The sequence below is a fragment of the Pandoraea commovens genome (assembly GCF_902459615.1).
GTDB lineage: Bacteria > Pseudomonadota > Gammaproteobacteria > Burkholderiales > Burkholderiaceae > Pandoraea > Pandoraea commovens.
On sequence record NZ_CABPSA010000001.1, the window covers coordinates 406438 to 429949 of the forward strand.

General features: G+C 62.5%; 24 protein-coding genes. 11 read left to right on the forward strand and 13 right to left on the reverse strand.

Features of this window, described 5'->3' with window-relative positions; all coding sequences use genetic code 11:
• Positions 1-9: 9 nt before the first annotated feature.
• Positions 10-951, reverse strand: a complete 942-nt coding sequence (epsC, locus tag PCO31010_RS01675; RefSeq protein ID WP_150662707.1) for a serine O-acetyltransferase EpsC — start codon at positions 949-951, stop codon at positions 10-12.
• A 192-nt stretch (positions 952-1143) separates the two neighbouring features.
• Positions 1144-2589 carry a MocR-like pyridoxine biosynthesis transcription factor PdxR gene (gene pdxR, locus PCO31010_RS01680; RefSeq protein WP_150662708.1) on the reverse strand — a complete coding sequence of 482 codons (1446 nt, stop codon included), beginning with the start codon at positions 2587-2589 and terminating at the stop codon, positions 1144-1146.
• A gap of 148 nt (positions 2590-2737) precedes the next feature.
• On the opposite strand from pdxR, the gene PCO31010_RS01685 reads away from it, so the two are divergent.
• A complete protein-coding gene (locus tag PCO31010_RS01685; RefSeq protein WP_150662709.1) occupies positions 2738-3169 on the forward strand; it encodes a carboxymuconolactone decarboxylase family protein in 432 nt (143 codons plus the stop codon).
• Between the two features lie 31 nt (positions 3170-3200).
• Here PCO31010_RS01685 and PCO31010_RS01690 read toward each other — a convergent pair whose 3' ends face one another.
• Positions 3201-4178, reverse strand: a complete 978-nt coding sequence (locus tag PCO31010_RS01690) for a LysR substrate-binding domain-containing protein (protein WP_150662710.1) — start codon at positions 4176-4178, stop codon at positions 3201-3203.
• A gap of 248 nt (positions 4179-4426) precedes the next feature.
• On the opposite strand from PCO31010_RS01690, the gene PCO31010_RS01695 reads away from it, so the two are divergent.
• Genes PCO31010_RS01695 through PCO31010_RS01705 form a run of 3 tightly spaced genes read left to right on the forward strand, consistent with a single transcriptional unit; the run spans position 4427 to position 7890 of the window.
• A complete protein-coding gene (locus tag PCO31010_RS01695; RefSeq protein ID WP_246184389.1) occupies positions 4427-5824 on the forward strand; it encodes a 2-hydroxycarboxylate transporter family protein in 1398 nt (465 codons plus the stop codon).
• 50 nt (positions 5825-5874) lie between these two features.
• Positions 5875-7062, forward strand: coding sequence for a CaiB/BaiF CoA transferase family protein (locus PCO31010_RS01700; RefSeq protein WP_150662711.1), 1188 nt, complete (start codon positions 5875-5877; stop codon positions 7060-7062).
• Positions 7063-7065: 3 nt separating this feature from the next.
• On the forward strand, positions 7066-7890 hold the full coding sequence (locus PCO31010_RS01705) for an HpcH/HpaI aldolase/citrate lyase family protein (protein WP_150662712.1): 825 nt from the start codon (positions 7066-7068) through the stop codon (positions 7888-7890).
• Between the two features lie 22 nt (positions 7891-7912).
• Here PCO31010_RS01705 and PCO31010_RS01710 read toward each other — a convergent pair whose 3' ends face one another.
• A complete protein-coding gene (locus tag PCO31010_RS01710; protein WP_150662713.1) occupies positions 7913-8368 on the reverse strand; it encodes a MerR family transcriptional regulator in 456 nt (151 codons plus the stop codon).
• 92 nt (positions 8369-8460) lie between these two features.
• On the opposite strand from PCO31010_RS01710, the gene PCO31010_RS01715 reads away from it, so the two are divergent.
• On the forward strand, positions 8461-9708 hold the full coding sequence (locus PCO31010_RS01715) for an NADH:flavin oxidoreductase/NADH oxidase family protein (RefSeq protein ID WP_150663449.1): 1248 nt from the start codon (positions 8461-8463) through the stop codon (positions 9706-9708).
• Between the two features lie 46 nt (positions 9709-9754).
• Here the strand turns inward: PCO31010_RS01715 and PCO31010_RS01720 are convergent, their stop codons facing one another.
• The 3 genes from PCO31010_RS01720 to PCO31010_RS26550 form a co-directional block, all read right to left on the reverse strand.
• Positions 9755-10147 (reverse strand): carboxymuconolactone decarboxylase family protein, encoded by a 393-nt coding sequence (locus PCO31010_RS01720; RefSeq protein ID WP_150662714.1) that lies wholly within the window; start codon positions 10145-10147, stop codon positions 9755-9757.
• Positions 10148-10275: 128 nt separating this feature from the next.
• The gene (locus PCO31010_RS01725; protein WP_150662715.1) at positions 10276-10875 is read right to left on the reverse strand and encodes a hypothetical protein; all 600 of its coding nucleotides are present in this window, start codon (positions 10873-10875) and stop codon (positions 10276-10278) included.
• Between the two features lie 18 nt (positions 10876-10893).
• Positions 10894-11061: a hypothetical protein gene (locus tag PCO31010_RS26550; RefSeq protein WP_174984112.1), complete on the reverse strand. Its 168-nt coding sequence runs from the start codon at positions 11059-11061 to the stop codon at positions 10894-10896.
• Positions 11062-11326: 265 nt separating this feature from the next.
• On the opposite strand from PCO31010_RS26550, the gene PCO31010_RS01730 reads away from it, so the two are divergent.
• Entirely contained in the window at positions 11327-11944 is a 618-nt protein-coding gene (locus PCO31010_RS01730; RefSeq protein WP_150662716.1) for a nitroreductase family protein, read from the forward strand.
• Between the two features lie 6 nt (positions 11945-11950).
• On the opposite strand, the gene PCO31010_RS27050 is transcribed toward PCO31010_RS01730, so the two are convergent.
• The 3 genes from PCO31010_RS27050 to PCO31010_RS01740 form a co-directional block, all read right to left on the reverse strand.
• Positions 11951-13489 carry a methyl-accepting chemotaxis protein gene (locus PCO31010_RS27050; RefSeq protein ID WP_174984213.1) on the reverse strand — a complete coding sequence of 513 codons (1539 nt, stop codon included), beginning with the start codon at positions 13487-13489 and terminating at the stop codon, positions 11951-11953.
• A gap of 207 nt (positions 13490-13696) precedes the next feature.
• The gene (locus tag PCO31010_RS27055; protein ID WP_257125724.1) at positions 13697-13825 is read right to left on the reverse strand and encodes a hypothetical protein; all 129 of its coding nucleotides are present in this window, start codon (positions 13823-13825) and stop codon (positions 13697-13699) included.
• 214 nt (positions 13826-14039) lie between these two features.
• The gene (locus tag PCO31010_RS01740; protein WP_174984216.1) at positions 14040-14930 is read right to left on the reverse strand and encodes a LysR family transcriptional regulator; all 891 of its coding nucleotides are present in this window, start codon (positions 14928-14930) and stop codon (positions 14040-14042) included.
• Positions 14931-15032: 102 nt separating this feature from the next.
• Here PCO31010_RS01740 and PCO31010_RS01745 point away from each other — a divergent pair, with 102 nt between their 5' ends.
• Entirely contained in the window at positions 15033-16334 is a 1302-nt protein-coding gene (locus PCO31010_RS01745) for an aspartate aminotransferase family protein (RefSeq protein ID WP_150662719.1), read from the forward strand.
• A gap of 88 nt (positions 16335-16422) precedes the next feature.
• Here PCO31010_RS01745 and PCO31010_RS01750 read toward each other — a convergent pair whose 3' ends face one another.
• The 3 genes from PCO31010_RS01750 to PCO31010_RS01760 all read right to left on the reverse strand — a co-directional run bounded on the left by PCO31010_RS01750 (position 16423) and on the right by PCO31010_RS01760 (position 19272).
• The gene (locus PCO31010_RS01750; protein ID WP_150662720.1) at positions 16423-17328 is read right to left on the reverse strand and encodes an alpha/beta hydrolase; all 906 of its coding nucleotides are present in this window, start codon (positions 17326-17328) and stop codon (positions 16423-16425) included.
• A 131-nt stretch (positions 17329-17459) separates the two neighbouring features.
• Positions 17460-18296: a molybdate ABC transporter permease subunit gene (locus PCO31010_RS01755; RefSeq protein ID WP_246184390.1), complete on the reverse strand. Its 837-nt coding sequence runs from the start codon at positions 18294-18296 to the stop codon at positions 17460-17462.
• Between the two features lie 25 nt (positions 18297-18321).
• The gene (locus PCO31010_RS01760; RefSeq protein WP_246184391.1) at positions 18322-19272 is read right to left on the reverse strand and encodes an extracellular solute-binding protein; all 951 of its coding nucleotides are present in this window, start codon (positions 19270-19272) and stop codon (positions 18322-18324) included.
• Positions 19273-19487: 215 nt separating this feature from the next.
• On the opposite strand from PCO31010_RS01760, the gene PCO31010_RS01765 reads away from it, so the two are divergent.
• The 4 genes from PCO31010_RS01765 (at position 19488) to PCO31010_RS01780 (ending at position 23428) form a co-directional block, all read left to right on the forward strand.
• Positions 19488-19892, forward strand: a complete 405-nt coding sequence (locus tag PCO31010_RS01765) for a hypothetical protein (protein ID WP_150662721.1) — start codon at positions 19488-19490, stop codon at positions 19890-19892.
• Between the two features lie 225 nt (positions 19893-20117).
• Positions 20118-21659 carry a glycosyltransferase family 39 protein gene (locus tag PCO31010_RS01770; protein ID WP_150662722.1) on the forward strand — a complete coding sequence of 514 codons (1542 nt, stop codon included), beginning with the start codon at positions 20118-20120 and terminating at the stop codon, positions 21657-21659.
• A gap of 103 nt (positions 21660-21762) precedes the next feature.
• A complete protein-coding gene (locus PCO31010_RS01775) occupies positions 21763-22758 on the forward strand; it encodes an aliphatic sulfonate ABC transporter substrate-binding protein (RefSeq protein ID WP_150662723.1) in 996 nt (331 codons plus the stop codon).
• A gap of 271 nt (positions 22759-23029) precedes the next feature.
• Complete coding sequence (locus PCO31010_RS01780; RefSeq protein ID WP_150662724.1) at positions 23030-23428, forward strand: hypothetical protein; 399 nt, start codon at positions 23030-23032, stop codon at positions 23426-23428.
• The last annotated feature ends 84 nt before the right edge of the window (positions 23429-23512 follow it).

Here is a 23512-nt window from a genome sequence, read left to right on the forward strand (position 1 = left end):
TCGCTCACATCAGGAACGATCGTTATCGCAGCCGGAGACCGGCGGCGAGCCAGCTTCGGTGCGGGAGCGTGCCTGCGTGATGTTGCTGAACGGCGGCACGTCTTGCGTGAGCCACACATTGCCGCCAATGACGGAGCCTTCGCCGATGGTGACGCGGCCCAGAATCGTCGCACCGGCATAGATGACGACGTTGTCCTCGACGATCGGGTGACGCGCAAGGCCTTTACGCGGGTTGCCATCGTCGTCGGCCGGAAAACGTTTGGCTCCCAGCGTGACCGCCTGATACACGCGCACACGCTGGCCAAGAATGGCCGTCTCGCCAATGACGACGCCGGTCCCGTGATCGATGAAGAAGCCTGCACCGATACGCGCGCCGGGGTGGATATCGATCCCGGTTTCAGAGTGCGCCTGCTCGGCGATGATGCGGGCGAGCAGCGGCAGTTCGAGCCGGTACAGCTCGTGGGCAATGCGGTGATGAATCATCGCGTGGATGCCCGGATAGCAGATCAGCACTTCGTCGACGCTACCCGCCGCCGGATCGCCCTGATAGGCGGCGAGCACATCCTGATCGAGCAATTCGCGAATCTCCGGCAGCTTGCCTGCGAATTGCTGAATGGCGGAATGCGCACGCTCTTCGATGAGCGTTGCCGTGATGGCGGCGTCGTGACGCGCCTTGTAGCGCCATTCGAGGCGCGCTTGCTCGGCCAAACCGTTCAGTGCGCTCGTCAGCGTATGACCGACGTAATAGTTCTCGCCTTGCTGGTGCAAGTCTAGCGGGCCGAGACGCATGGGGAACAGCGCACCCTTGAGTTGCACGACGATGTCTGCGAGACGTTCGCGCGAAGGCAGATCGCGGCCACCGGGTTCGAGCAGGCGTCGCTGCCCGTCGCGCCAGCGCAGGCGGGCCGAATGCAATGAAGAAACGATATCGTCGATGTCGAACGCTGCCACGAGGGGGACTCCTGAGAAGCATGGGATGCGGGGCGAGCCTGAGTCGCCACCGACATGGTCTTTTTTGGGACGCGCGTGCGCCAGTCAACGAAGCATAGCGGGTTTCGAAAGCACCTGTCCTGACGTGGTCTTATCGGGCGCCGCGCACCGAAACCCCTATGGGCGCTGACGAACTGCGCGATCCGGTCTCGTTCAGCCCGCTATCGATGCGCGCAAACGCAGGCTCAGCGCCTGTGCCGTCGCCCTATCCGGGATGTTGGTGAAGCCCAGGAGCAAGGCCGATCGCGAGGGCGCGTTGCCGTACCAGTGGCGCAGCCCATGCACCGCCAGCCCTTGCGCGTGGGCGGCAAGTGCGATGGTTTCGTCATTCTGTTCGGCGAACGCATGACGCAGATACGCCAGCGTTTGGATGCCGCCAGCCTGTGGTTGCACGTACAGGTCTTCACCAAACACGTCGGCCAGCGCATCGACGAGATAGCCGCGCCGTTCGGCGTACAACGCACGCATTTTGCGCAAGTGCCGTGCGAAATGTCCCTGCTCCATGAAGTCCGCCACCGTCGTCTGCACGTGGACCGCTCCCGGTCCGCCCAGTTGATTCGCGGCCTGCGTAAAGCGCTCGATATGGGCGTCGGGCACCACGAGGTACGCAAGACGAAGTCCGGGGAACAGCACTTTACTGAACGTGCCCGTGTACAGTACCCGCCCGTCGTGATCGAGACTCTTGAGCGCGGGTAACGGACGTCCGTGATAGCGAAACTCGCTGTCATAGTCGTCTTCCACGATCCACGACTGCTGTTGATTCGCCCATTCGAGCAGTGCGAACCGCCGGGGCAAGGACATCGTCGCCCCGGTGGGACTTTGATGCGTCGGGGTCACGACGGCGAAGCGGGCTTTCGGTGCAAGGCGCACGCCCTCGTCGACGTTAAGCCCCTCCTCGTCCACCGGGATCGATGCAAGGCGCATGCCGACGCTCGTCAGGAAATGTCGAGCGTAGGGGTATCCGGGATCTTCGAACCATCCTTGCGCGCCGGGCTCGATCAATGTCCGACACACGAGATCGAGGGCAGCACGATAGCCCGCCGTCACAAAGACCTGCTGCGCGGAGCATACGATGCCGCGAGAGATACCGAGATAGGTGGCAATGGCATGGCGCAGCGGCGCGTACCCGGCAGGGTCCGGATAAGCCATCGACGCAAGGTCCATGACGCGCAGACTCCGTCCGGCCAGACGCACCCAGGTCTTGCGGGGGAACGCATCCAGAGCAGGAAGGCCCAGTTGAAACGGACGCGGCGCACCGACGGCCGCGAGTGCATCCCGTGGCGGGGGGATCGACGTCACTGCGGCGGTGACCGGCGCGGCAGTCTCGCTGAGATGCTCCAGACGTGGCGACACAAACGTTCCGGCTGCGCCGCGCGGCGTGAAATAGCCTTCGCTGGTGAGCATCTGATAGGCCAGCTCTACGGTGCCGCGTGCGAGATTGAGTTCGCTGGCAAGACTACGCACGGACGGCACGCGGTCTCCCGCCCGGAGTTTTCCGGAGGCGATGGCGTCGCGAAAGCGCCGATAGAGCTGGAGGTAGAGCGGCGCGTCGTCACCCGGTCCGGGTTTCAGGTGCGGGCTTAAAAGCGGAAAATCCATTCGCGATGTCCCATTGATTTCGTCAATTCTTGCATCTGATCACTAGGCCATGATTCTCGTAAATTGGTGACGTTGCGACAAGCCCCGCCTGCAGTTCGCATCAAGCTTAACCAATGCCCCTTGCTCAGTTCATTTCTGGAGAATTTCGATGAGTACGCTTCGCCTGTCCTATTTCACGCTGTCGAACGACGCCTATCAAGGGTTCGTCGCGACGAAAAAGGCGCTGGAGAAAAGCAGCCTCGGCAAACCGCTGATCGAGCTGGTTTATTTGCGCGTGTCGCAGATCAATGGATGCGCCTTTTGTCTGGAGATGCACAGCAAGGCGCTGCGCGCCGGTGGCATGGCCGACGCCAAGATCGACAGTGTCGGCGGCTGGCGCGTGAGTTCGCAGTTCAACGACCGTGAGCGTGCCGCCCTCGCCTGGGCCGACTCTGTCGGCGCCATCGATCGCACCAACGCCCCGGACGAAGACTTCAACCCGCTGCGCGAACACTTCACCGACGCGGAAATCGCCGACCTGACCTTCGCCATCGCATTGATGAGCGCGTTCAACCGTCTGGCGATCGGGATGCGTCAGTAAGTCGCTCGGACGGAAGGCCGTGATCGTCGCATCACACGATCACGGCGTCTTTGTCAACCGCACGCAACGTAATCCCCGTCCAATGTCCATCCGCCTGCAACTCGCGGATGAGGTCTGCGATGCACTGACGCACGGCGACCGTCGCCGAGCCGACCGGGAGTGAGTTGGACCAGCACACGCTGGCCGGGCGTTGCAGGTGCGGTGCGACGATGCGACGCGAGGGCGGGCGCAAGGCCGGGTCGCGCGACGCCAATGCCGACACCGGCAGGATCGAGCACGCGTCGCCCGAGCGGGCAATGTCGATGAGCGTCGGCAGCGAGTCAATATCCGCGACGATGTTCAACTCCGCGTTTGCCTGCGCAAAACTCCGCTCGATCAGCAGCCGCAAGCCGTTCGACGCGCTCGGTGCCACAATCGGGACGTTGTCCAGCTTCCCCAGTGCGCAAGTCCCGTCCGCGTTGTCCTCGGCATCCTCATAGATCGATGGACACACCCGGTGTCCGCCCAGCACATACAGCTCCTCGTCGAACAACGGCATCACCGAGATGCCCCGCGTTTCGGAGTCGCGAAAGAGCATCGCGAGGTCGAGCCGTCCGTTGGCCAGCAACTCGCCGATGTACCCGCTCATGCTCTCGAATATCTGCAATCGAATCCCCGGATACTGTTCCCTCACGCGCGCAAACAACGGCACGGCGAGAATCGATGCAATCGTCGTCGGAAACCCCACCGCCACTGGCCCCGCCTCGCTGCCGCCGCCCTCTCTCACTTCCTGACGTATCTGCTCCATTTGGCGTAACACCACGCGTGCATGGCGATACAACGCCTTGCCCGCTTCGGTCGGCGTCACGCCCTGCGCACTGCGTACCAGCAGTTGCGTTTGCAATTCGTCCTCCAGCCCACGCAATTGCGCGCTCAGCGATGGCTGCGCGATATGTAACCGCTCCGCCGCCTTCGACAAGCTGCCGCTATCGACGATAGCCACGAAATTCCTGAGTTGTCTCACGTCCATAACGGCATCGGCCTCCGAGACGGGTCGGTTGGAAGCAATGAAAAGCCATAGCGTACTGCTATACAACGCATCGTGAAACTCAGGTTTTCGTGACATTGAAAGGCATCGCCACGTCATTCCCGCTCAACGAGAAGCACAAGCCATAGCCTCACCCTATACCCGCATCCAAAATCGGTATTTCCTTCGACGCTGGCTACGCGCCTATAGTCCGGTCAACAAACCAATTCCAAATGGACGGAGACAGCAGGATGCGAGACGGACTCTCGGCCACTGCCGCACAACGCGGTCAGGGCGGCCAAAGCAATCAAAGCGGTCAGGCAACTTCTCAGGCAGCACAGCACCATCCACTGCGCGACTTGTGGTGGCGAATCATGGACATGCGCGTGGGCATCGTCCCGTTGCCCGTCCATCTGGTGCTCATCGCCGCTATCGCGACGACGGTCCTCACCACCGGCAAGCTCTCCGCCGAACTCTCGCCGATCATCGCGCTGCTGGCCGTGTGCAGCTTTACCTGCATGGAAGTCGGTCAGCGAATCCCCATCTTTCGCAGCATCGGCGGCCCGGTGATTCTCGTGACGTTCCTGCCCTCGTGGCTGGTATTCGCGAACGTGCTGCCCCCGTCTGTCGTCACACCCATCGTGGCGTTCTGGAAGCAAAGCAACTTCCTGTACCTGTTCATTCCCGGGATTATCGTCGGCAGCATTCTGAGCATGGACCGCAAGGTGCTGATCGGTGGTTTTGTGCGCATCTTCGTCCCGCTCGCCATCGGCTCGGTGCTCGCGGGCATTGTCGGCACAGCCGTCGGCACAATGCTCGGCATGGGTTTGTTCCACACCGTGTTCTTCGTCGTGATCCCGGTCATGTCCGGTGGCCTGGGCGAAGGCGTTATTCCACTGACCATCGGCTACTCGGAAGTCATGCATCAGGGCGCGGGCGACCTCCTCGCGCAGGCACTGCCCGCCGTCATGCTCGGCAACGTTTGCGCCATCGTGTTCTCAGGTGTGCTCAACGCGCTCGGCAAACGTTACCCCTCGTTGACCGGTAACGGGCAGCTCATGCGAACGGGAAGCGACGACATCGGCGCGCACGACGTTCACGCCGAGCCTGCGAAGGCGGTCGATGCGACGGACATCGCTGCGGCTGGCATGATCGCCGTGTGCCTGTACTTCGTCGGCATGCTCGCGCAAAACACGCTCGGCTTGCCCGGCCCGGTGATGATGCTGGTGCTGGCCGTCGCCGCGAAGATCGGTTTCATCTTCTCGCCGAAACTCGAAGCCGGTGCCGGCGTCGTCTACAAATTCTTCGCGACGGCGGTCACGTACCCGCTGCTGTTCGCCATCGGTGTCGTGATCACGCCGTGGCAGAAAGTCGTCGCCTCGTTCAACGTGCCGACGCTCGTGACCATCGTCGCAACGGTCCTCACGCTGATGGCCACCGCCTTCGTCGTGGCGCGTCGCATGAACATGCATCCCATCGATGCGGCCATCGTCGTCGGCACGCACAGCGGTATGGGCGGCACGGGTGACGTCGCCATCCTCACCGCAGCGAACCGCATGCGACTCATGCCTTTTGCACAAATCGCCACACGCATCGGCGGTGCCATCACGATCACGCTGAGCCTTATCGTGCTCGCGAAGATCGTCTGACCCGGCCACCGCCTCGCTCAACTCAACTGGTTTTCTCGGAGATTTCTGTCATGAGGCCCTTGGACGGCATCAAGGTCATTGCGCTCGAACACGCCATTGCGGCACCGTTCTGCACCCGTCAACTGGCCGATCTCGGCGCGCGCGTCATCAAGATCGAGCGTCCCGGCGCAGGCGACTTCGCCCGCGCTTACGACGGGCGCGTGAACGGCATGTCGTCGCACTTCGTGTGGACGAACCGCTCGAAGGAAAGTCTGACGCTCGACCTGAAACAGGACGCTGCTCAGTCGGTCCTTCACGACCTGCTCGCCGACGCCGACGTCCTCGTGCAAAATCTCGCCCCCGGCGCGGCCGACCGCCTTGGCCTGAGCTACGAAGCGCTGTCGGCGCGCTATCCGCGCATCATCGTTTGCGGCATTTCGGGTTACGGTCCGGACGGCCCCTATCGCGACAAGAAGGCTTACGACCTGCTCATCCAAAGCGAATCGGGCTTTCTGTCGGTGACGGGTTCGCCCGACGCCTCAGCCAAGGCTGGCTGCTCGATTGCCGACATTGCGGCAGGCATGTACGCCTACACGAACATCCTCTCCGCGCTGATCCAGCGCGGCAAGACCGGCAAAGGCTCGCGCATCGACATCTCGATGCTCGAATGCATGGTCGAATGGATGGGCTTTCCGCTGTATTACGCCGTCGACGATCAGACGCCCCCGCCCCGTGCGGGTGCGGCGCACGCAACGATCTTCCCGTACGGCCCGTTCGAAACGGGTGACGGGAAGACCGTCATGCTGGGCTTGCAGAACGAGCGCGAGTGGAAGATTTTCTGCGACAAGGTGCTCGAACAGCCGACGCTCGCCGAAGACGGACGCTTTGCCTCCAACCCTAAGCGTCTTGAGAATCGCGATGCCCTGCGTGCCATCATCCGCGAGGTCTTCATGCGACTCTCGGCACCGCAACTGGTGAGCCGACTCGATGCCGTGGGTATCGCCAACGCCAACCTCAACGAGATGCACGACGTGTGGCAGCACGCCCAGCTCGCCGCGCGTGAGCGCTGGGCAGACGTCGCAACGCCCAACGGCACGATCAAGGCACCGATTCCGCCGGGCATGCCGTCGGCCAGCGCAGCATTCACGCCGCGCATGGATCCGATCCCCGCGTTGGGGCAGCACACCGACGCGATCCTCACCGAGCTTGGCCGCACGTCGGCGCAGATCGAAGCGCTGCACGCAGCGCAGGCGGTGTGAGCGATGCAAAAACATCCCGTCATTCGTAGCTGGCTTTTCGTGCCGGGCAACCGTCCGGAGCGTTTTGACAAGGCATGTGCTTCGGGCGCTGACGCCGTCATTCTCGATCTGGAAGACGCCGTGCCGCCCGCCGACAAACTGACTGCCCGGGAACAGGTTGTGCAATGGCTAGCTGAGCAAAGTCCCGCAACGTCGGTCCCGGTCTATGTGCGCATCAATGCTGCATCGACACCCTGGTTTGACGAGGATGTCGATGCACTCGCTGGCCTGTCGCAGCTGAGCGGTCTCGTCGTACCGAAGACGGAAGATGCCATCACCCTCGCCCGCGTTGCGCAAGGTGCAGCACCATCGCTGCGACTCGTACCGCTGATCGAGACGGCGCAGGCATTTGCCGTGCTGGGAGAGATCGCCACTGCGCCACGCGTCGACCGGTTGATGTTCGGCACCATCGACTTCCAGTTGGACATCGGCATCGAAGGCGACGCCGACGAACTGCTGTACTTCCGCTCGCAGCTCACGCTGGCCTCACGTATCGCGGGCATCGCTGCGCCGGTCGATGGCGTGACTACGGTGCTCGACGATCCGGCACTGATCGAAGCCGCCGCCCGCCGTGCCCGTGCGCTCGGGTTCCGGGGGAAGCTGTGCATCCACCCGCGTCAGGTGGCGGCGGTTCACGCCGCATTCGCGTGGCGGGACGATGAAATCGCGTGGGCCGAACGCGTTGTCGCCACCGCCAATGCCAGCGCAGGGGCCGCCGTCGCACTGGATGGCAAGATGATCGACGCGCCTGTCATCGCGAAGGCACACGAGATTCTTGCCAGTCGCTGACTATGCCGCGATGTCACCCGCGTCAGGTGCGCTTTTTAATCGGGGCGCGCCGGGACGCAGGCTCGGGGCTGTCGTCGGCACGACGCACCGACGTCAGCACACGTTGCGACGCGGCCCGGCAGTCTTCCCCTTCCTCGCGATGCTCGATGGCATCGATCAACGCCTTCAGATTGTGCTTCGATAGCGCCAGATTCCGCTCCAGCGCCTCAATCTCGTCCACCTTGCGGCGCAGCACTTCGAGCAATTTGTCGTGTGGCCAGTCGTTGAGATCCGGCGGCAAAATAGCGCGGATTTCGTCCAACGAAAACCCTGCGTTTTGTGCGCGCCGAATCAAATCGAGACGCGTCAGCGCGTCTTCCTCGTACTCGCGGTAGCCATTGGTCTGTCGCAGCGCATTGGGCAGCAAGCCCTGCGCTTCGTAAAAGCGGATTCGAGACGCCGCCACGCCACTCACCTGCGCCAACTCTCCGATTTTCATTTTCGCGCTCTAAGCACTTGACCTTGAAGTGAACTTTAAGGTTATGGTCGTGCCATCGTCAACTGAAGATTCGAGGTACGGCCATGTCAACCATGTCTCTCTTTGCTCCCCTTGCCCTGCCGAACGGCACGTCGATCCCCAACCGCATCGCCAAGGCCGCGATGGAAGAAAACATGGCGGATGCCGATCACGCCCCGTCGGACGAACTGCTGCGCCTGTACGACGCATGGGGTCGAGGGGGCGCTGGCCTGATCATCACGGGTAACGTCATGATCGACGCGCGGGCGATGACCGGTCCGGGAGGCGTGGTGCTGGAGGACGACGCGCACCTCGAACGCTTCCAGCAATGGGCTCAGGCGGCGCGGCAGCATGGCGCGCAGATCTGGATGCAGCTCAATCACCCGGGTCGCCAAATGCAGTCCGCGCTGGGTCAGGCCACTGTCGCACCGTCTGCGGTGGCCCTTGAACTCGGCAGTTTCTCGAAGCGCTTCGCGATGCCCAGAGAATTGACGGAGACGGACATTGCGGACGTCATTGCACGTTTCACCCAAAGCGCGATGCTCGCCGAGCGCAGCGGTTTTACCGGCGTAGAGATTCACGCGGCGCATGGGTATCTGCTCAGTCAGTTCCTTTCACCGCTGACGAACAAGCGTCAGGATCGCTGGGGCGGGAGTCTCGAGCATCGCGCACGCTTGCTGCTCGACATCGTGCGGTCCGTACGTGCGGCTGTCGCGACCGACTTCGCCGTCGCCGTCAAACTGAATTCGGCCGATTTTCAACGTGGCGGGTTCGGTCCGGACGACGCGCGTCGCGTCATTCAGATGCTCGGCTCTCTTGGCGTGGACCTTGTGGAGCTCTCCGGCGGCAGCTATGAAGCCCCGGCGATGCAGGGCGAGTCGCGCGACGGACGGACGTTGGCACGCGAGGCCTATTTTTTGGAGTTCGCGCGTGAAATGATTGGCGTGGCGACGATGCCGCTGATGGTGACGGGCGGCATTCGCCGTCGGACGGTCGCAGACCAGGTGATCGCGAGCGGTGTCGCGATGGTGGGCATGGCGACGGCACTCTCCATCGATCCCGAATTGCCGAATCGCTGGCGTCTGGGTCAGACGTCGGAGCCGCAACTCAATCCGATTCGCTGGAAGAACAAGATGCTGGGGTCGATGGCGAACATGGCCGTCGTCAAGTTTCAGCTCATGCGCCTGAGTACCGGCCGGGCGACGAACCCGACCGTCTCACCGATGCGAGCGCTGATTGCCCAGCAACTTGGGGCGGCATGTCAGACGCGCCGATATCGCCGTTGGATGGCGCGGGACACGACACGTAACTTGGCGCGCTGATTGTCGGCTGAGTGTCGACTGAATATCGACGTCGCAGCCGAGCCGCTTACTCGAAGGCCGGATCGATCGGCACCCGATAGCCGACGGCGAGCCGGTTGGTTTCGTTGGCCATGCCCACGACGGCCAGCAGCTCGCCGAACATCTCGTCGGTCATCCCCGCACGACGCGCGCCTGCGGTGTGACTCGCAACGCAATATCCGCAGTTGTTCGTGACGCTGACGGCGACGTAAATCAGCTCCTTGACCAGCGGATCAAGCGCACCGTCCGCCATGATGCCCTTGAGACTGCTCCAGGTGCGCTCCAGAGTCGGCGGATGCTGTGCGATGTACTTCCAGAAGTTGTTGACGTCGGGGACACCCCGCGTGGCTTTGATGTCGTCGAAGACGGCTTTGACTTCGGGCGTCGCGCAAACGTATTCGACAGGTTTTTGCTGGCTCATGGATGACGTGCGCCGGACAGGCGTGCGAGGAAGTGAACGCGTAGGTTACAAGCTTTCGCGAAAGGGCGCTCCGTCACCGGATTCAGCGCATCAAACAACTGCGCCTCGTCCGAAGACGAGGCGCTGAATCATCGTTGAATGGGTCGGAAGTAACCGCGGATGCAATCTGAATTGCGTACCGCAATTTGAATATGCGCCTTACTCGAAAAGCCCGAACCCGGATAGAGTTCACCGCCCTCCCCGAAGGGACTACGTACCGTGTCATAAGGCGGGGTTGCCCGCGAAGCCTCGTGAAACCCGGCTCGCAGTTGGTGCATCGTCTCGAGTACTGCACGATCCAGATTCCGCATCAACTTGTCAGGGCCACCGACATTTTTGGGCAGTTCGGTCGCTGCCAACGCACTGGAAACGAAGTCGTACGCCTCTCGTAACTCCTTCAGCGCCGATGCATCGATCAAATTGAAGCAATTTCCCAGATCAATAATTGCACCGAGCACAAACGGCGTTTTTATATTGCCCTTCGTTATCATTTTCGCCGTGCTCGCGGCGGCTTCCGCGAACTGAAGTGCGCGAGCCGGGCTGCTTTCCCAGAAGTAAATTCCTGAGCCGAGCCAGTCATATGGGTTTGTGCTCGGCGTCAGGTGCCGCTCCCCGGCAAGCACCGACTCCCCAACACGTTGGTCGCAACCGTGAAAGCCAAGAACGAAACCGGGTTGCCGCTTGTACATATCCCACCGACGCGTCATTCACCCACCGTAGCGCTTCGCCAACCGTCCCGACGCCGTAACGATGCCGACGCTTTGGAGGAACCGTAACGCGTTCTCCTTGCTGGCCGTCACCACCGCCTTCGCGGCGGCCATGGCTTCCCTGGCTTCCGGGTCGGAGAGTCGGATGTTCTTCGCCGGAGAAGTCATTTCGCCGAACAGTGGATATGAACTCTTCCTGGATTGACTTGCTGTCGAGCGCTTCGCCATAAGGTGTTCCTCCTTTTGATACCGGGCTGCAAATGCGAAATCGATGCTAGCACGCGATAGTAGGACCACGTTTTCTGCGCCCGTCGAAGTTCGCTCGACAACGGTGTCGTCGAAAAGTCGATCGCAATATTGCAAATGAGAATCATTTTGCAATTTATACGTAGATGGCGGATGATGGGGGTTCCGTTTCTGGAGAATCCCCCCGATGGGTACGACCCCTGAATTCTCACCGCCGGACGTGGCTTCGCGCCAATTGGCCCTCGAAGCACTGCTCTCGAGACAGTCCCAATGGCCGCTCGCGGCGCCAGCGCCGAGCGATACCGAACTGAACCTGATCTTCGACGCCGCGTTGCGTGCACCCGATCACGGACGTCTGCGTCCGTGGCGTTTCGTGGTCGTGCGCGACGAGGCCCGTCACGATCTCGGACAAGCCCTCGTCGAAGCCGCCGCCAGACGCGACCCCGAAGCGCCTGCCGAAGCGCACGAGCAGCGCCGTCGCAAAGCCTTTGCGGCCCCCATGATCATCGTGATTGCGGCGTCTATTTCGACGGCGACGAAAGTACCGGAAATCGAACAACTCCTCAGCGTGGGCGCGGCCAGCATGAATCTGCTGAACGCCATTCATATGCTGGGTTATGGCGGTTTCTGGGCCACCGGCGTCGACGCCTACGACCCCGACATCCATAGCATTCTCGATTTCGAACCGAACGAACGAGTGCTCGGCTTCCTCTTCGTCGGTACGTCGCCTGAGAACCCGGAAGTCACGCCCCGCCCGGATCGTGGCGACTTCGTGCGCGAATGGTGGGGGCGTTCCTCGATCTGACGGGGCTTACGCCAGACGAAACACCGCGACGGCGGACTTCAGCGATTCGGCCTGTTCGGCCAGCGACTGCGCTGCCGCCGACGCCTGCTCGACCAGCGCCGCGTTCTGCTGCGTAACCTCGTCCATTTGCGTCACGGCACGTGCCACCTGATCGATGCCCGCCGTCTGCTCTTCCGACGCCGCCGAAATCTCCGCCATGATGTCCGTCACGCGTTGCACGCTGTTCGCAATGCTGCTCATCGCCGCACCCGCCTCACCGACGATACGGCTGCCCGCCGCCGAGCGCTCGGCCGACGTCTCGATCAGCGTTTTGATGTCGCGCGCCGCACTCGCCGAGCGCTGTGCCAGCGTCCGCACTTCACCGGCGACGACCGCGAACCCACGCCCCTGCTCGCCCGCACGCGCCGCTTCGACCGCCGCATTCAAGGCGAGGATGTTGGTCTGGAAAGCGATGCCGTCGATCAGCGCAATGATGTCCCGAATCCGCGCAGACCCGGCATCGATGGCACGCATGGTGTCGGTGACCTCGGTCATTGCGGTGTCGCCCGCCCCCGTCTGATCGCTTGCCTGCCGCGCCAGTTGGTTCGCCTGACGCGCATGCTCCATGTTCTGACGCACCGTACTTGTCAGTTGCTCCATGCTGGCCGCCGTCTCCTCCAACGAGGCCGCTTGTTGCTCCGTGCGCGCCGACAGATCCAGATTGCCCGCGGCAATCTCACGCGCGCTGGCCGCAATCGCTTCGCCGCTCTTGCGCACGCGGGAGACCGTATCGTTGAGCTGCGTCTTCATATTGGCGAGCGCGCCCAGCAACCGGCCCATCTCGTCGGTCGACGTTGCATGGACGGCACGTTGCAGATTCCCGTCGGCGATTTCCTGGAAGTGTTCAAGGACATCGTCGAGCGGTCGCGTGATCGCGCGGTTCAGCGAGCGCGCCGTCAGGAAGGCCGCGATAATCGCAAACGCAATCGCGCCGAAGGTCACGACAAACAAGCGATCGTAGGTTGACACCGCCGAATCGAAGCTGGACTTCGCCCGCTCGTCGTAGAGCTTCTTGAGCGCTTCGTTAGCGTTGACGTATGACGTGTAGCGCTTGCCCAGCACCGCCGCCTGCGCGTAGTAGACGTCGGTCTGCCCCGCAGCAATGCTGTTCTGGACCAACGTGAAGGCGTCCTTGAGCGCCTGCCGGGTGCCAGTCACGTCTTTCGCAAGACGTTGTTCGTCGGCGTCCGACGGCAACGCAAGATAAGCCTGCCATGCCTTCTCGGACTCGCCCCAGTACTCGGTGCCCTTCTTGACGTCAGCCGCCTTGATCTCTTCGGACGGCGCTTGCGGTGCACGCAGCACGACAGCACGCGCGCGGCCGATATGAATTTCCGATTCGCCCAGCAAACGGGTGCTCGCCAGTTCTTTGTCGTAGACCTCGCGCAAGCTCCCCACGGTATCGTGCAATCCAATGAGCGCCAGCCCACCGATGATCAGCACAAGGGCCGCCAGACCGGCCACGGCCATCCGCAACCGCCAACGAATCGTCCAATTTTTCAACATTTGCGCTTCCGCCTTTCTTTCCATTTCGTGGCCACCGAGAGCGGCCGCCACCGTCTGCCACCCGGCACGATACCCGTACCTTCATGACAGCGTTAGCGGCTCCAACGGCGAGAAAGCGGAAAACTTGAGATAGCGTGTAAAGCGCGGCCTCTTTTCGGCGAATTGGCACCAAAGCGAGGCATAAAAACGCTAACGCGACACGAACGCTTACAGCGCGCGCTTGACGGTGCGAGCAGCGCCCGAAATGTCCTGACCGACGCCGTCGACCGTATTGCAACCCGCCAGTGCAAACAGCGAACCGATTACCAGAGAAAACGCCACGAAACGCGCCAACATATCGACCTCGATACAAAAAATCGCAAAAACTTGCGAAGACTGCATTACCCCGGATCTCTGGCGATCGATGCCCCCAATGCACAGAACCCGGATTCTTTTGACTGACTGCCGCGCCTGCCCGGGACTTGGCCCGCTCGCCTGCGCAACGCGCAATTGTGCTTGAAATTCGTCGCCACGGGAACGCATACCGACGCCCTGTCGATGCACGTCCGCCTCACATCACTGCCAGCGTCTGCCGAATGTGATCGGCGAACGCCACGCTCAGGTGACTGGGACGCGCGCGATCGAACTTTACCGTAATCCCCACGGACGGCAACGTCGGCACGGTATCAGCTGTAACAATGCGTAAGTCCGGTGGCACCGCCGTCTGCGTCATCACCGCGAACGCCTGTCCCGAGCGCGCGAGCGCCGTCAGTCCGGCCAGATTGCTGCTCGCGTAGGCAATCCGGTACGCCCTTCCGGCCTTCGACAGCGCATCGCAGGCGGCGATGTGGTCCAGCGTGTCGGGATCGGAGAGCGCCAGCGGCAAGGGTTCGTCCGGATTCGACAGTACCCCGTCGAGCCCCGGACTCCCGATCCAGACCAGGGCTTCACGCCGGATCACATTGGGCGCGTCCACGCCGTCAGGTAAAGAAATCAGGGCCAGATCGAGCGCATGACGCGATAACTGCTCCAGCAATCTCGGTGTCGGCTCGCAAATGACCTCGACTTGCGCGTGGGGATGCGCCACTGCGAACTCACGCAACAAATGGGGCAGGAACGCCGCAGCATAGTCATCCGGACAGCCGAACCGGATCGTCCCGGTCAGTCCGCGCCCCGACATGTCGGCCATCGCCTCGTCGTGCGCGCGAAGAATGCGCTGCGCGTGACCGAGCAGACGCTCGCCGGAGCCGGTCAGCACCACCCCACGGCCCGTGCGCTGAAACAACGGCTGGTCGACGATCTCCTCCAGACGCTTCATCTGCTGACTCAGCGCCGACTGCGTTCGGGCGATGCGTTGCGCGGCGCGACTGAGCGAACCGGCTTGTGCAATGGCCGTGAACGAGCGCAGCAAATCGATTTCCAGAGTCGCGCTCACGATATTAGCCTCACTACTATCTCTCATTAGCATTATTCGCTTTTATGAAAGCAGAGCGCTGCTTAGACTGCAAGCGAGTGTTGTGCCTCCCGTTGCTTTTCGTCCAATGCCGTTCTCCGGAGATTTGCCGTGTCAAAGAACCAAGACGCCGACTTCTGGCGCAATGCCCGCGAGCATCTGATCCGCTACGGCGGCACCTTCGAGCCGATGATCGTCGAGCGCGCCCAGGGCAGCTTCGTCTACGACGCCGACGGGCGTGCCATCCTCGACTTCACCTCCGGACAGATGAGCGCGGTGCTCGGCCACAGCCACCCGGACATCGTCTCGGTTGTGACGGAATCTATCGGCAAGCTCGATCATCTGTTCAGCGGCATGCTGTCGCGCCCGGTCGTGGATCTGGCCACCCGGCTGGCCGAAATCACGCCCGAGGGACTGGACCGCGTGATGCTGCTGAGCACGGGCGCGGAGTCGAACGAGGCGGCCATTCGCATGGCCAAGCTTGTCACCGGCAAGTACGAAGTCGTGGGATTCGCACAGTCGTGGCATGGAATGACGGGCGCAGCAGCCTCTGCGACCTACAGCGCAGGACGCAAAGGCGTCGGCCCGGCGGCCGTGGGCTCGTTTGCCATTCCCGCGCCATTCACGTACCGCCCGCGCTTCGGTCCGGCCGGACAATACGACTATCTTGCCGAGCTGGACTACGCGTTCGACCTGATCGATCGTCAATCGAGCGGCAATCTGGCTGCGTTCATCGCCGAACCGATCCTGAGTTCCGGCGGCATCATCGAACTGCCGCCCGGCTATCTCGCTGCCCTCAAGCGCAAGTGCGAGGAGCGCGGCATGCTGCTGATTCTCGACGAAGCGCAGACCGGCATCGGACGCACCGGCACCATGTTCGCGTTCGAACGCGACGGCGTAACGCCTGACATTCTGACCCTCTCGAAGACGCTCGGCGCAGGCCTGCCGCTCGCGGCCATCGTGACGTCGGCGGAAATCGAGGAGCGCGCCCACGAGCGCGGCTATCTGTTCTACACGACCCACGTTTCCGACCCGCTACCGGCGGCTGTCGGCCTGCGCGTGCTCGACGTGGTGGCGCGCGATGGCCTCGTCGCCCGCGCCAACGTGATGGGCGAGCGGCTGCGCAACGGCTTGCTGGGATTGATGGAGCGCTTCGAGTGCGTGGGCGACGTTCGCGGACGCGGCTTGCTGCTCGGTATGGAGATCGTGAAAGACCGACGCACCAAAGCGCCCGCAGACGGCCTCGGCGCGAAGATCACGCGCGAATGCATGAACCTTGGCCTGAGCATGAACATCGTGCAGTTGCCCGGCATGGGCGGCGTGTTTCGTATTGCCCCGCCACTGACGGTCAGCGAGGATGAAGTCGATCTGGGCCTGTCGTTGCTCGGGCAGGCGATCGAGCGTTCGCTGTAGTCAACACCATCGCGTCAAAACGACCGGCCCCTCGATCGCATGGATTCGAGGGGCCGATGTTGAATCACGTCAACAGCTGGATCGGACGTCAGTCGTTGCGCTGCGGACGCTGAACATCGCGGAAGATGTACTTCAGCGCGTCGGGCAGCGTGCTCGCCCAAACCGGCCACTCATGTTTGCCGTCTACGATGCGCAATTCCGCCGGTTGCTTGTTCGCACGCAGCAACTCATAGAAGCGCGTGGCTTCCATCTCGATGTTGAAATCGTCGTCGTCGCCCGAGTTGATGTACATCGGCACCTTGATGCCCTTCTTCAGGAACTCGTCGAAGTACGCCGGGTAGTTGTTCTGCTGCCAGACACGTGCGCTGTACTCGCCGTTCGTGTTCGGCTCGGCGAACACCTTCACGAAGCGGGCCGACGAGTCCTTCGGCGGCTCCGGATTGTAGATAGCCGGACTCAAGAGCGCAGCCGCCTTGAACTTCTCCGGATACTTGAGCGCGTAACGCATCGCACCATACCCGCCCATCGACAGGCCGCCGATCAGGCGTCCGTCGCGCGTCTTGATCGCCCGATACGTCTTCTCGACGTGCGGGATCAGCTCGCTGAAGAACGCCGTTTCCATGCGCTCCTTCAGATCCACGTACCAGTTGGTATTGGCGTCCGGCATGATCACGATGGCAGGCGGAATGTCGCCGCGGCCGATCAGCTTGTCCATGGTCGACTGCATGTGGCCTTTGACCGCCCAGTCGTTCTTCACGCCGTCGTTGCCGTGCAGCAGATACAGCACAGGGTACGTCGTCTTGCCGTTGGCTTCATAGCCTGTCGGAAGGTAGACGTTGTAGGTCAGCGGGCGCGAAAGATTCTTGCTGTAGACCTCGCTCGACAACACCTCGCTCGCGTGCGCTGGTGCACCGAGCAATGCTGCCGCGGCCATCAAACCCATTGCCACCTTCGGCAACTGCCGGGTCAGACGCCCACCTTGTTGACGGAACATTTCGAACACATACCCTCCTGATGTCAATCGATGTCTAGTGAATCGCTAGTTATGCATAACATCCGCCTTCGAGGACGGACGCGCGAAAGATTAACATCTGAAGTGAATTTCGGGGCAGCGAATATCAGGGGTCAGAACACCGGGTCGTCGCTTGTGTGATCCGCAAGGTGCCGACGGCGCGTCATCATCAGCACGAGAATTGGCAACGGCAGCGCCACGACGAGCAACAGCCAGAGCAGCGCATAGACCGCACCCAGCCCGTCGTTTTGCAGGTTGACGTAGAGCTTCACGGGGATGCCCTGCGGGAAGTAGGCGAAGATCATGACGATGCCGAACTCACCGATCACGCGCACCCACGCAACGACGAGTCCCGCCGCAAGTCCGCCGCGCGCGAGCGGCAAGGTCACACGACGGAAGACTTGCCACGGCGTTGCGCCGAGACTGCGCGCGGCCACCGGCAAGACCGGCGGCACAGCTTCGAACGCGGCGCGCGCCGCGAGGATGAAGTACGGCAGCCCACCGTAGACCTGAGAGAGAACGAACGCAGGCGCATTGTTGCCGAGCAGAATACCGCCACGCGCCAGCAGCGCTCCGAACGTGCCGACCGGCCCATAGGCCGTCGCCAGCAAGATGCCCATCGCCAGTGGCGGCGTCATGAGGGCAACCAGCACGAGCCCTTGCGCGAGACGTGCGAGGCGCGAGCGGGTCGAAGCCAGCCAATGCGCGACGCGCGTGCCGAGGACGACGATGATCGTCATCGACAGGCACGACAGTCCGAGCGAGACGGCAACGGCATCCCAGTCGCCGTAGGCCAGACGAAAGTGCCGCCACGGCGTTTCTACTGCCAGAGCGACGAAGGGCACCGCCAGCAACACCCACGTCACGACCTCGCCCAGCCGACCCAGCCCCGATCCGACCCGGCTGCCGACTTCCGCGTCAACAGGCAGGTCATCCCTCCACTTCTGCACGAAACGTTCCGCCAATCGGTGAAGGTCAGTGGTACAGGGCGTCGCCCTTGGGTTTGCCGTAACCGTTGTCGTCAAACAGCTTCTGCCCCTGCGACGACGTCATGAAAGCGAGGAAATCATCGGCAGCCTTCGGATGCGCGGCGTTCTTGAGCTTCGCCGCGTAGAACACCAGCGCCTGGGGACGCACCGTCTTTTCCTTGCCGTCGGCGCTCGGCAAGGTGAACGACACCGTGTCGTACCACGACTTCGAGAAGACGGGATTGCTCAGGTTGATCTCGTCGGGTAGTGCCACGTAAGGCAGTTTGGCCGAGCGCGTCGCACTCTCGTAGCCAGACGCCGCGTCGACCTGCCCTGCTTCGAGACGCGTGAGCAATCCGCCTTCGCCGAATACCTGCTGCGGATTACGAACGTCGCCCAGCACCGATTGTGCGAGACCCGCCTGTTCGTAGTATTTCTGCGCGAGCATCAGGGTGAAGACGATGTTCTGTCCCTGCGGGTCCGTTGCCGGATCGGTGCGACCGAAACGCAGGCCCGGCGTTTGCAGTACCTTCCACCACGCCGGATGCGCCGCGTCGGCGCCCGCGAGACGGAAAGCTTCGCCGAAGCGCCCCTTCGGGTTGTAGGCGATGACCATCCGGGTGCTGGCGACCGGCACGGCTTCGTCGATCAGTCCCGCGTCCTTCAGAATCGCCATCGGCCCGGGGGTGATCGAGACGAACACGTCGACCGTCGAACGCCCCGAAGCCAGCAGACGGGCCAGACCGTACGCGCCTTCGCCTTGCCCCTGATAGGTCACATGCTCGCGTTGCGCGAAGGCCGGACCCAGCCCCTTGTCCATCACCACGCCCATCGAACCGGCATACGCGACACGGAACGTGTCGTCGGCACGCACCTGCGTTGCCATCACCATCGTCGCGCCGACACACATCGCCAGCGTCATCGTCGCGACAGCGCGCGAAAACCCCGTCTTCTTCACAGCCTGAACTCCGTTATATAGTTAGATATATAGCGAATATCATATATCAGTCCATGCGCGGCTTCATGACATCCCTGCGAAATTCAATGGTTTGCGGCGATGAGCCGTGTTTCATTTTCCGGAGCGCGCTACCATGGCGAACACCGTCGCACCGTGCCGCCCCGCTAACGCATGTTCGGGCACGATGACGGCCAGACGCCACTCCCAAAGCCCCCATGAGCGATCTTCCTTACCTCGATCACACAGCCTTCGCCGCCCTCGCCGAATCGTCCACCTCCCTTTGCGCCGATTGCCAATGCACCCGAACGCCGCTCGACGGCTGGGCGAGTCTGCCCAACTCGTTGCCCGATGCGCAGCTCGAAGTCGTCGGCACGTTGTTCGCGCCAGATGAGCCGGAACCGACGTTCAGCGAATATCACCCCGACGGCACGTCCTACTGGGCAACGAACGCGCCCATCGCGCCGCGCTACTTTCCCTACAACCGCGCGAACGTCTGCCGGTGCCGCGAATGCGGTCGTCTGTATCTGCGCTATCAGGAAGGCGGCGGCTATTTTGTCGATCAACGCATTCGTCAGGTGAACGTGGCACTGATCGTCGACGCACCGCTCGAAAACGGCTGACGGGCGACGTCGTCGACCGGAAGTTTGTTGTCGTCCTTTTTCATTCGTTTTGTTTTGTTGGCGTTTGTGAACAAGCTTGACCGGAAACGGCTTGCGGCACGCCGCTCAGGCGCCAACAATCCCAACAAAAACAACAACATACATTGCAATTCATCACCACTTTCTTTGATTCGGATTGCAAAATAACGTGAAGAACATGCGCGCGTTCGCCCGGTCGAAGCGCGCATGCAAAATCACGCCGCCACCTCCACTTCGCCGACCGATGCGCCGGTGCGTCGCACGCTCTCGTTGCGAGCACTCGTCAGCCGCGCGGCCGTCGCCGTTCAGTTTTCGCCTTCGCTCTATGTGACGGTGTACGCCATCGTCTGGACGCTCACGAGCGCAGCCCTCGATCCCACGGTGCCTTTCGACGCCGTCGAGGCCCTGAACTGGGCGCGCAATGCAGAATGGGGAACACCGAAGAACCCCTGGCTGGTCGGGTTCTCGATGTGGCCAGCTTTAGGGTTAGGGCTGAACGGCGAAGCGCTTGCGTTCTATTGGTACGCGTCGCACTTCGCTGTGGTTGCCGTCGGGATGCTCGGTGTCTGGCATCTGGCCAAACGGTTGTCGGGGGACCGGCGTCTCGCCTGGCTCGCCATGCTGAGCCTGCACCTGACGGGCGCGATCAACATCGACATCCTCCCGTACAACGACAACTATCTGCTGGTCATGCTCTGGCCGTGGATGCTCTGGCTTTTCGTGCGCGCGATGTTCGACTCGCCAAGGTTCTGGTTGGCGTTCGGCGTCGTCGCCGGTCTGGCCGCCATGACCAAGTATTCGACGTTCGCACTGCTGGGCGCGATGTTTGTTATGACGCTGTGGACAACTGAGACACGCCGCCATTACCGCCATCCGGCCTTCCTGCTCGGGCTGCTCGTTCTTTTCGCACTGATTGCGCCGAACATGCTTTGGCTTGTACAGCACGATTTCGCAGCGTTGCGCTGGGTCGACGACCAGATTCATCAACGGCTGAACTGGCGCGGTCTGCGCGGCGCACTCACTGCGTTCTATCCTGTGGCGACGCTCGCTTTCGTCATGCATCTGGCCGGTCTGCGCTTCACGCGTCCGGCCGCGCCGGTCCGGCTCGTCGCGGTCGCAATGCTTGCGCCGCTACTGCCCATCCTCATGTATTTCACTCTGCATGAAGGCGGACGCATCTCCGAATGGCTGCAACCGTTTGCCGTCCCGCTGCCCGCGCTGCTCGTCGCGTGCGTCGTACCCGTCACGGCAAAGCGCGCTCCGCGAATTTCTCGCTGGTTACCGGTCGTCGGGCTGACGGTGTGGATCGGCTATGCGACGGTGCTGGGCCTGAACCTGCGTAACGCCGGGGAGAAGTTCGCCGGTATCAAGGCCGCGAGCATCGCCCTCGAACAGCGCTGGTGGGCGCGCTATCACGCGCCGCTGGCTTACGTCGGCAACGACCATCTCGCCACGTGGCTGACGTTCTACGCACCGGGCCACCCGCGCCTGCTCACCCGCTGGTCGGAGAAAAAGCGCCCCAACATCTACACAAAGGACATCGACGAGGTGGAGGTCCGCGCGCGCGGGGCGATCCTGCTCGGCCACCCCGGCCGGTCGTGTCGACGCGCCAGTTTCGCGCACACGCTCGCCCTGTGGCCGTCGCTGACGATCGACGCCCGCGAAACGCTGCCGTTCTCGTACCACGGCGGCAACAAGCCCGGCTCGGCAATGCCGCTTTGCGTCGCTTACATTGCACCGCAGCCGTGAATATCTAAAGCAGAATCGCTTCGTTGCCCGCGTGGACCCGGTCCGGATAATTCTTGTGCATCGACTGACATCCATTACAACGCCATTGCACGGGGCAACGCTCATGAAACCGCGAAACACAATCTCGGCCATCCCAGCTATCTCACGCCGTCAGTTCCTTACGGTCCTTAGTGCAGGGGCGGCTGCGGCCGCGCTGCCGTCGTTTCCGGCGCGCGCCGCCCACGAGCCGGGCAAGTTCCGCATCGGCTATCAGAAGGCAGCGAGCACCCTCGTGCTGGCCAAAGCGAATGGCTCGCTGGAGGCGCGACTCAAGCCGCTGGGCGTGGAGGTCACGTGGGCCGAGTTTGCGGCCGGGCCGCAGTTGCTCGAAGCGCTGAACGTCGGCGCAATCGACTTCGGATACGTCGGCGAAGCGCCGCCAGTCTTCGCGCAAGCGGCCGGGGCCGACTTCGTCTACAGCGCTTACGAGGTGCCTACGCCCCTCGCCGAAGGTGTCGTCGTGCCCAACAATTCGCCCGTCAAGACAGTGGCCGGTCTTCGCGGCAAGCGCGTGGCGTTCAACAAGGGATCGGATGTCCACTGGTTCCTCGTTGCGTTGCTGCGCAAGCACGGCCTCGATTATGGCGACGTCAGCCCTGTGTTTCTTGCGCCCGCCGACGCGCGCGCAGCACTTGAGCGCGGCTCAGTCGACGCGTGGGCCATCTGGGACCCGTTCCTCACCGCTGCGCTCGACCAGAGTCCGGTGCGTCTGCTCGCCAATGCCGAAGGCGCGGCCGACCATCATCAGTTCTTCCTCAGTCAACGGGCCTTCGCGGAAAAACGTGCCGACGTCATCAAGGCGACGCTTGACGCCCTCGGCCAGACGGGTCAGCAGATTCGTGGCGACTATGCCGCAGCCGCCGCGCAACTGGCCCCCATTCAGGGGCTTGACGCCAGAATCATCGAGAAGGGACTGCGTCATTACGCCCATGTCTACAAGCCGGTGTCACCGTCCCTGCTGGCGGCGCAACAACGGATTGCCGACACGTTCCTGCAACTCAAACTGATTCCGCGACAAATTCGTGTCGCCGACGCCACGCTGCGTCAGCCGATTGCCTAAGCTCTTGCGCGCCACCTGAACGGACGCCACCGCCGTGTGGCCGCCATCGGTGGCGCGTCGCCCCGCCTCGCGGTGCACTCCATCTTCCGCGCTTTCCCGATCTTCCCCGCTCGCTCCCGTCTGGCTTTCCGACTTGGCAAAGCCCCCGCGAATGTGACAGAATTCGCAACTCAGTTGCATTGCAATTGAGTTGCATTTAATTTCGTCACGATTTGTCGTCGGGTTTTCGACGTCCCCTATCCCCATTTCTCGTTCCGATTCTCGTCGGCTCATGCATCGCCGCTGGCTTCCTTTCTGGCTGATCGTCTGCGTGCTCGTCTCGCAGATGGCCCTTGCACGGCACGTGGTGTTTCACACTGCGTCCGCGCTGGCGGCTGCGTCGGCGGCCGCCGTGGAATCGACAAACGCGCAACGCCAACACGGCGATGTCGGTCGCAACGGAGGCAATGGCGGTAACGGCCAGCGCTCGGACGACGAAGACGCCGTCTGCGAGCAATGTCTGGCGTTCATCGCGGTCGACGTTGCACTCCCCGCACTGCCCGTCTTCGGTGCGCTCCCGCCGCTGCGCGAGTGGCACTACCCACCGGTTGTACCGGTGCAGGTGCGCTCCGTCTTGCGGGGGCCGACACGTAATCGCGACCCTCCACGCCCCTCCGTGTCGTTCGTCTAAATCAGAACATTCGCCGTCGCAGGTCGCGACGCGCCAACGCTGGCGCGTCTGCCACCGGCTGCGCGGCGTCCACACGTCAAACAC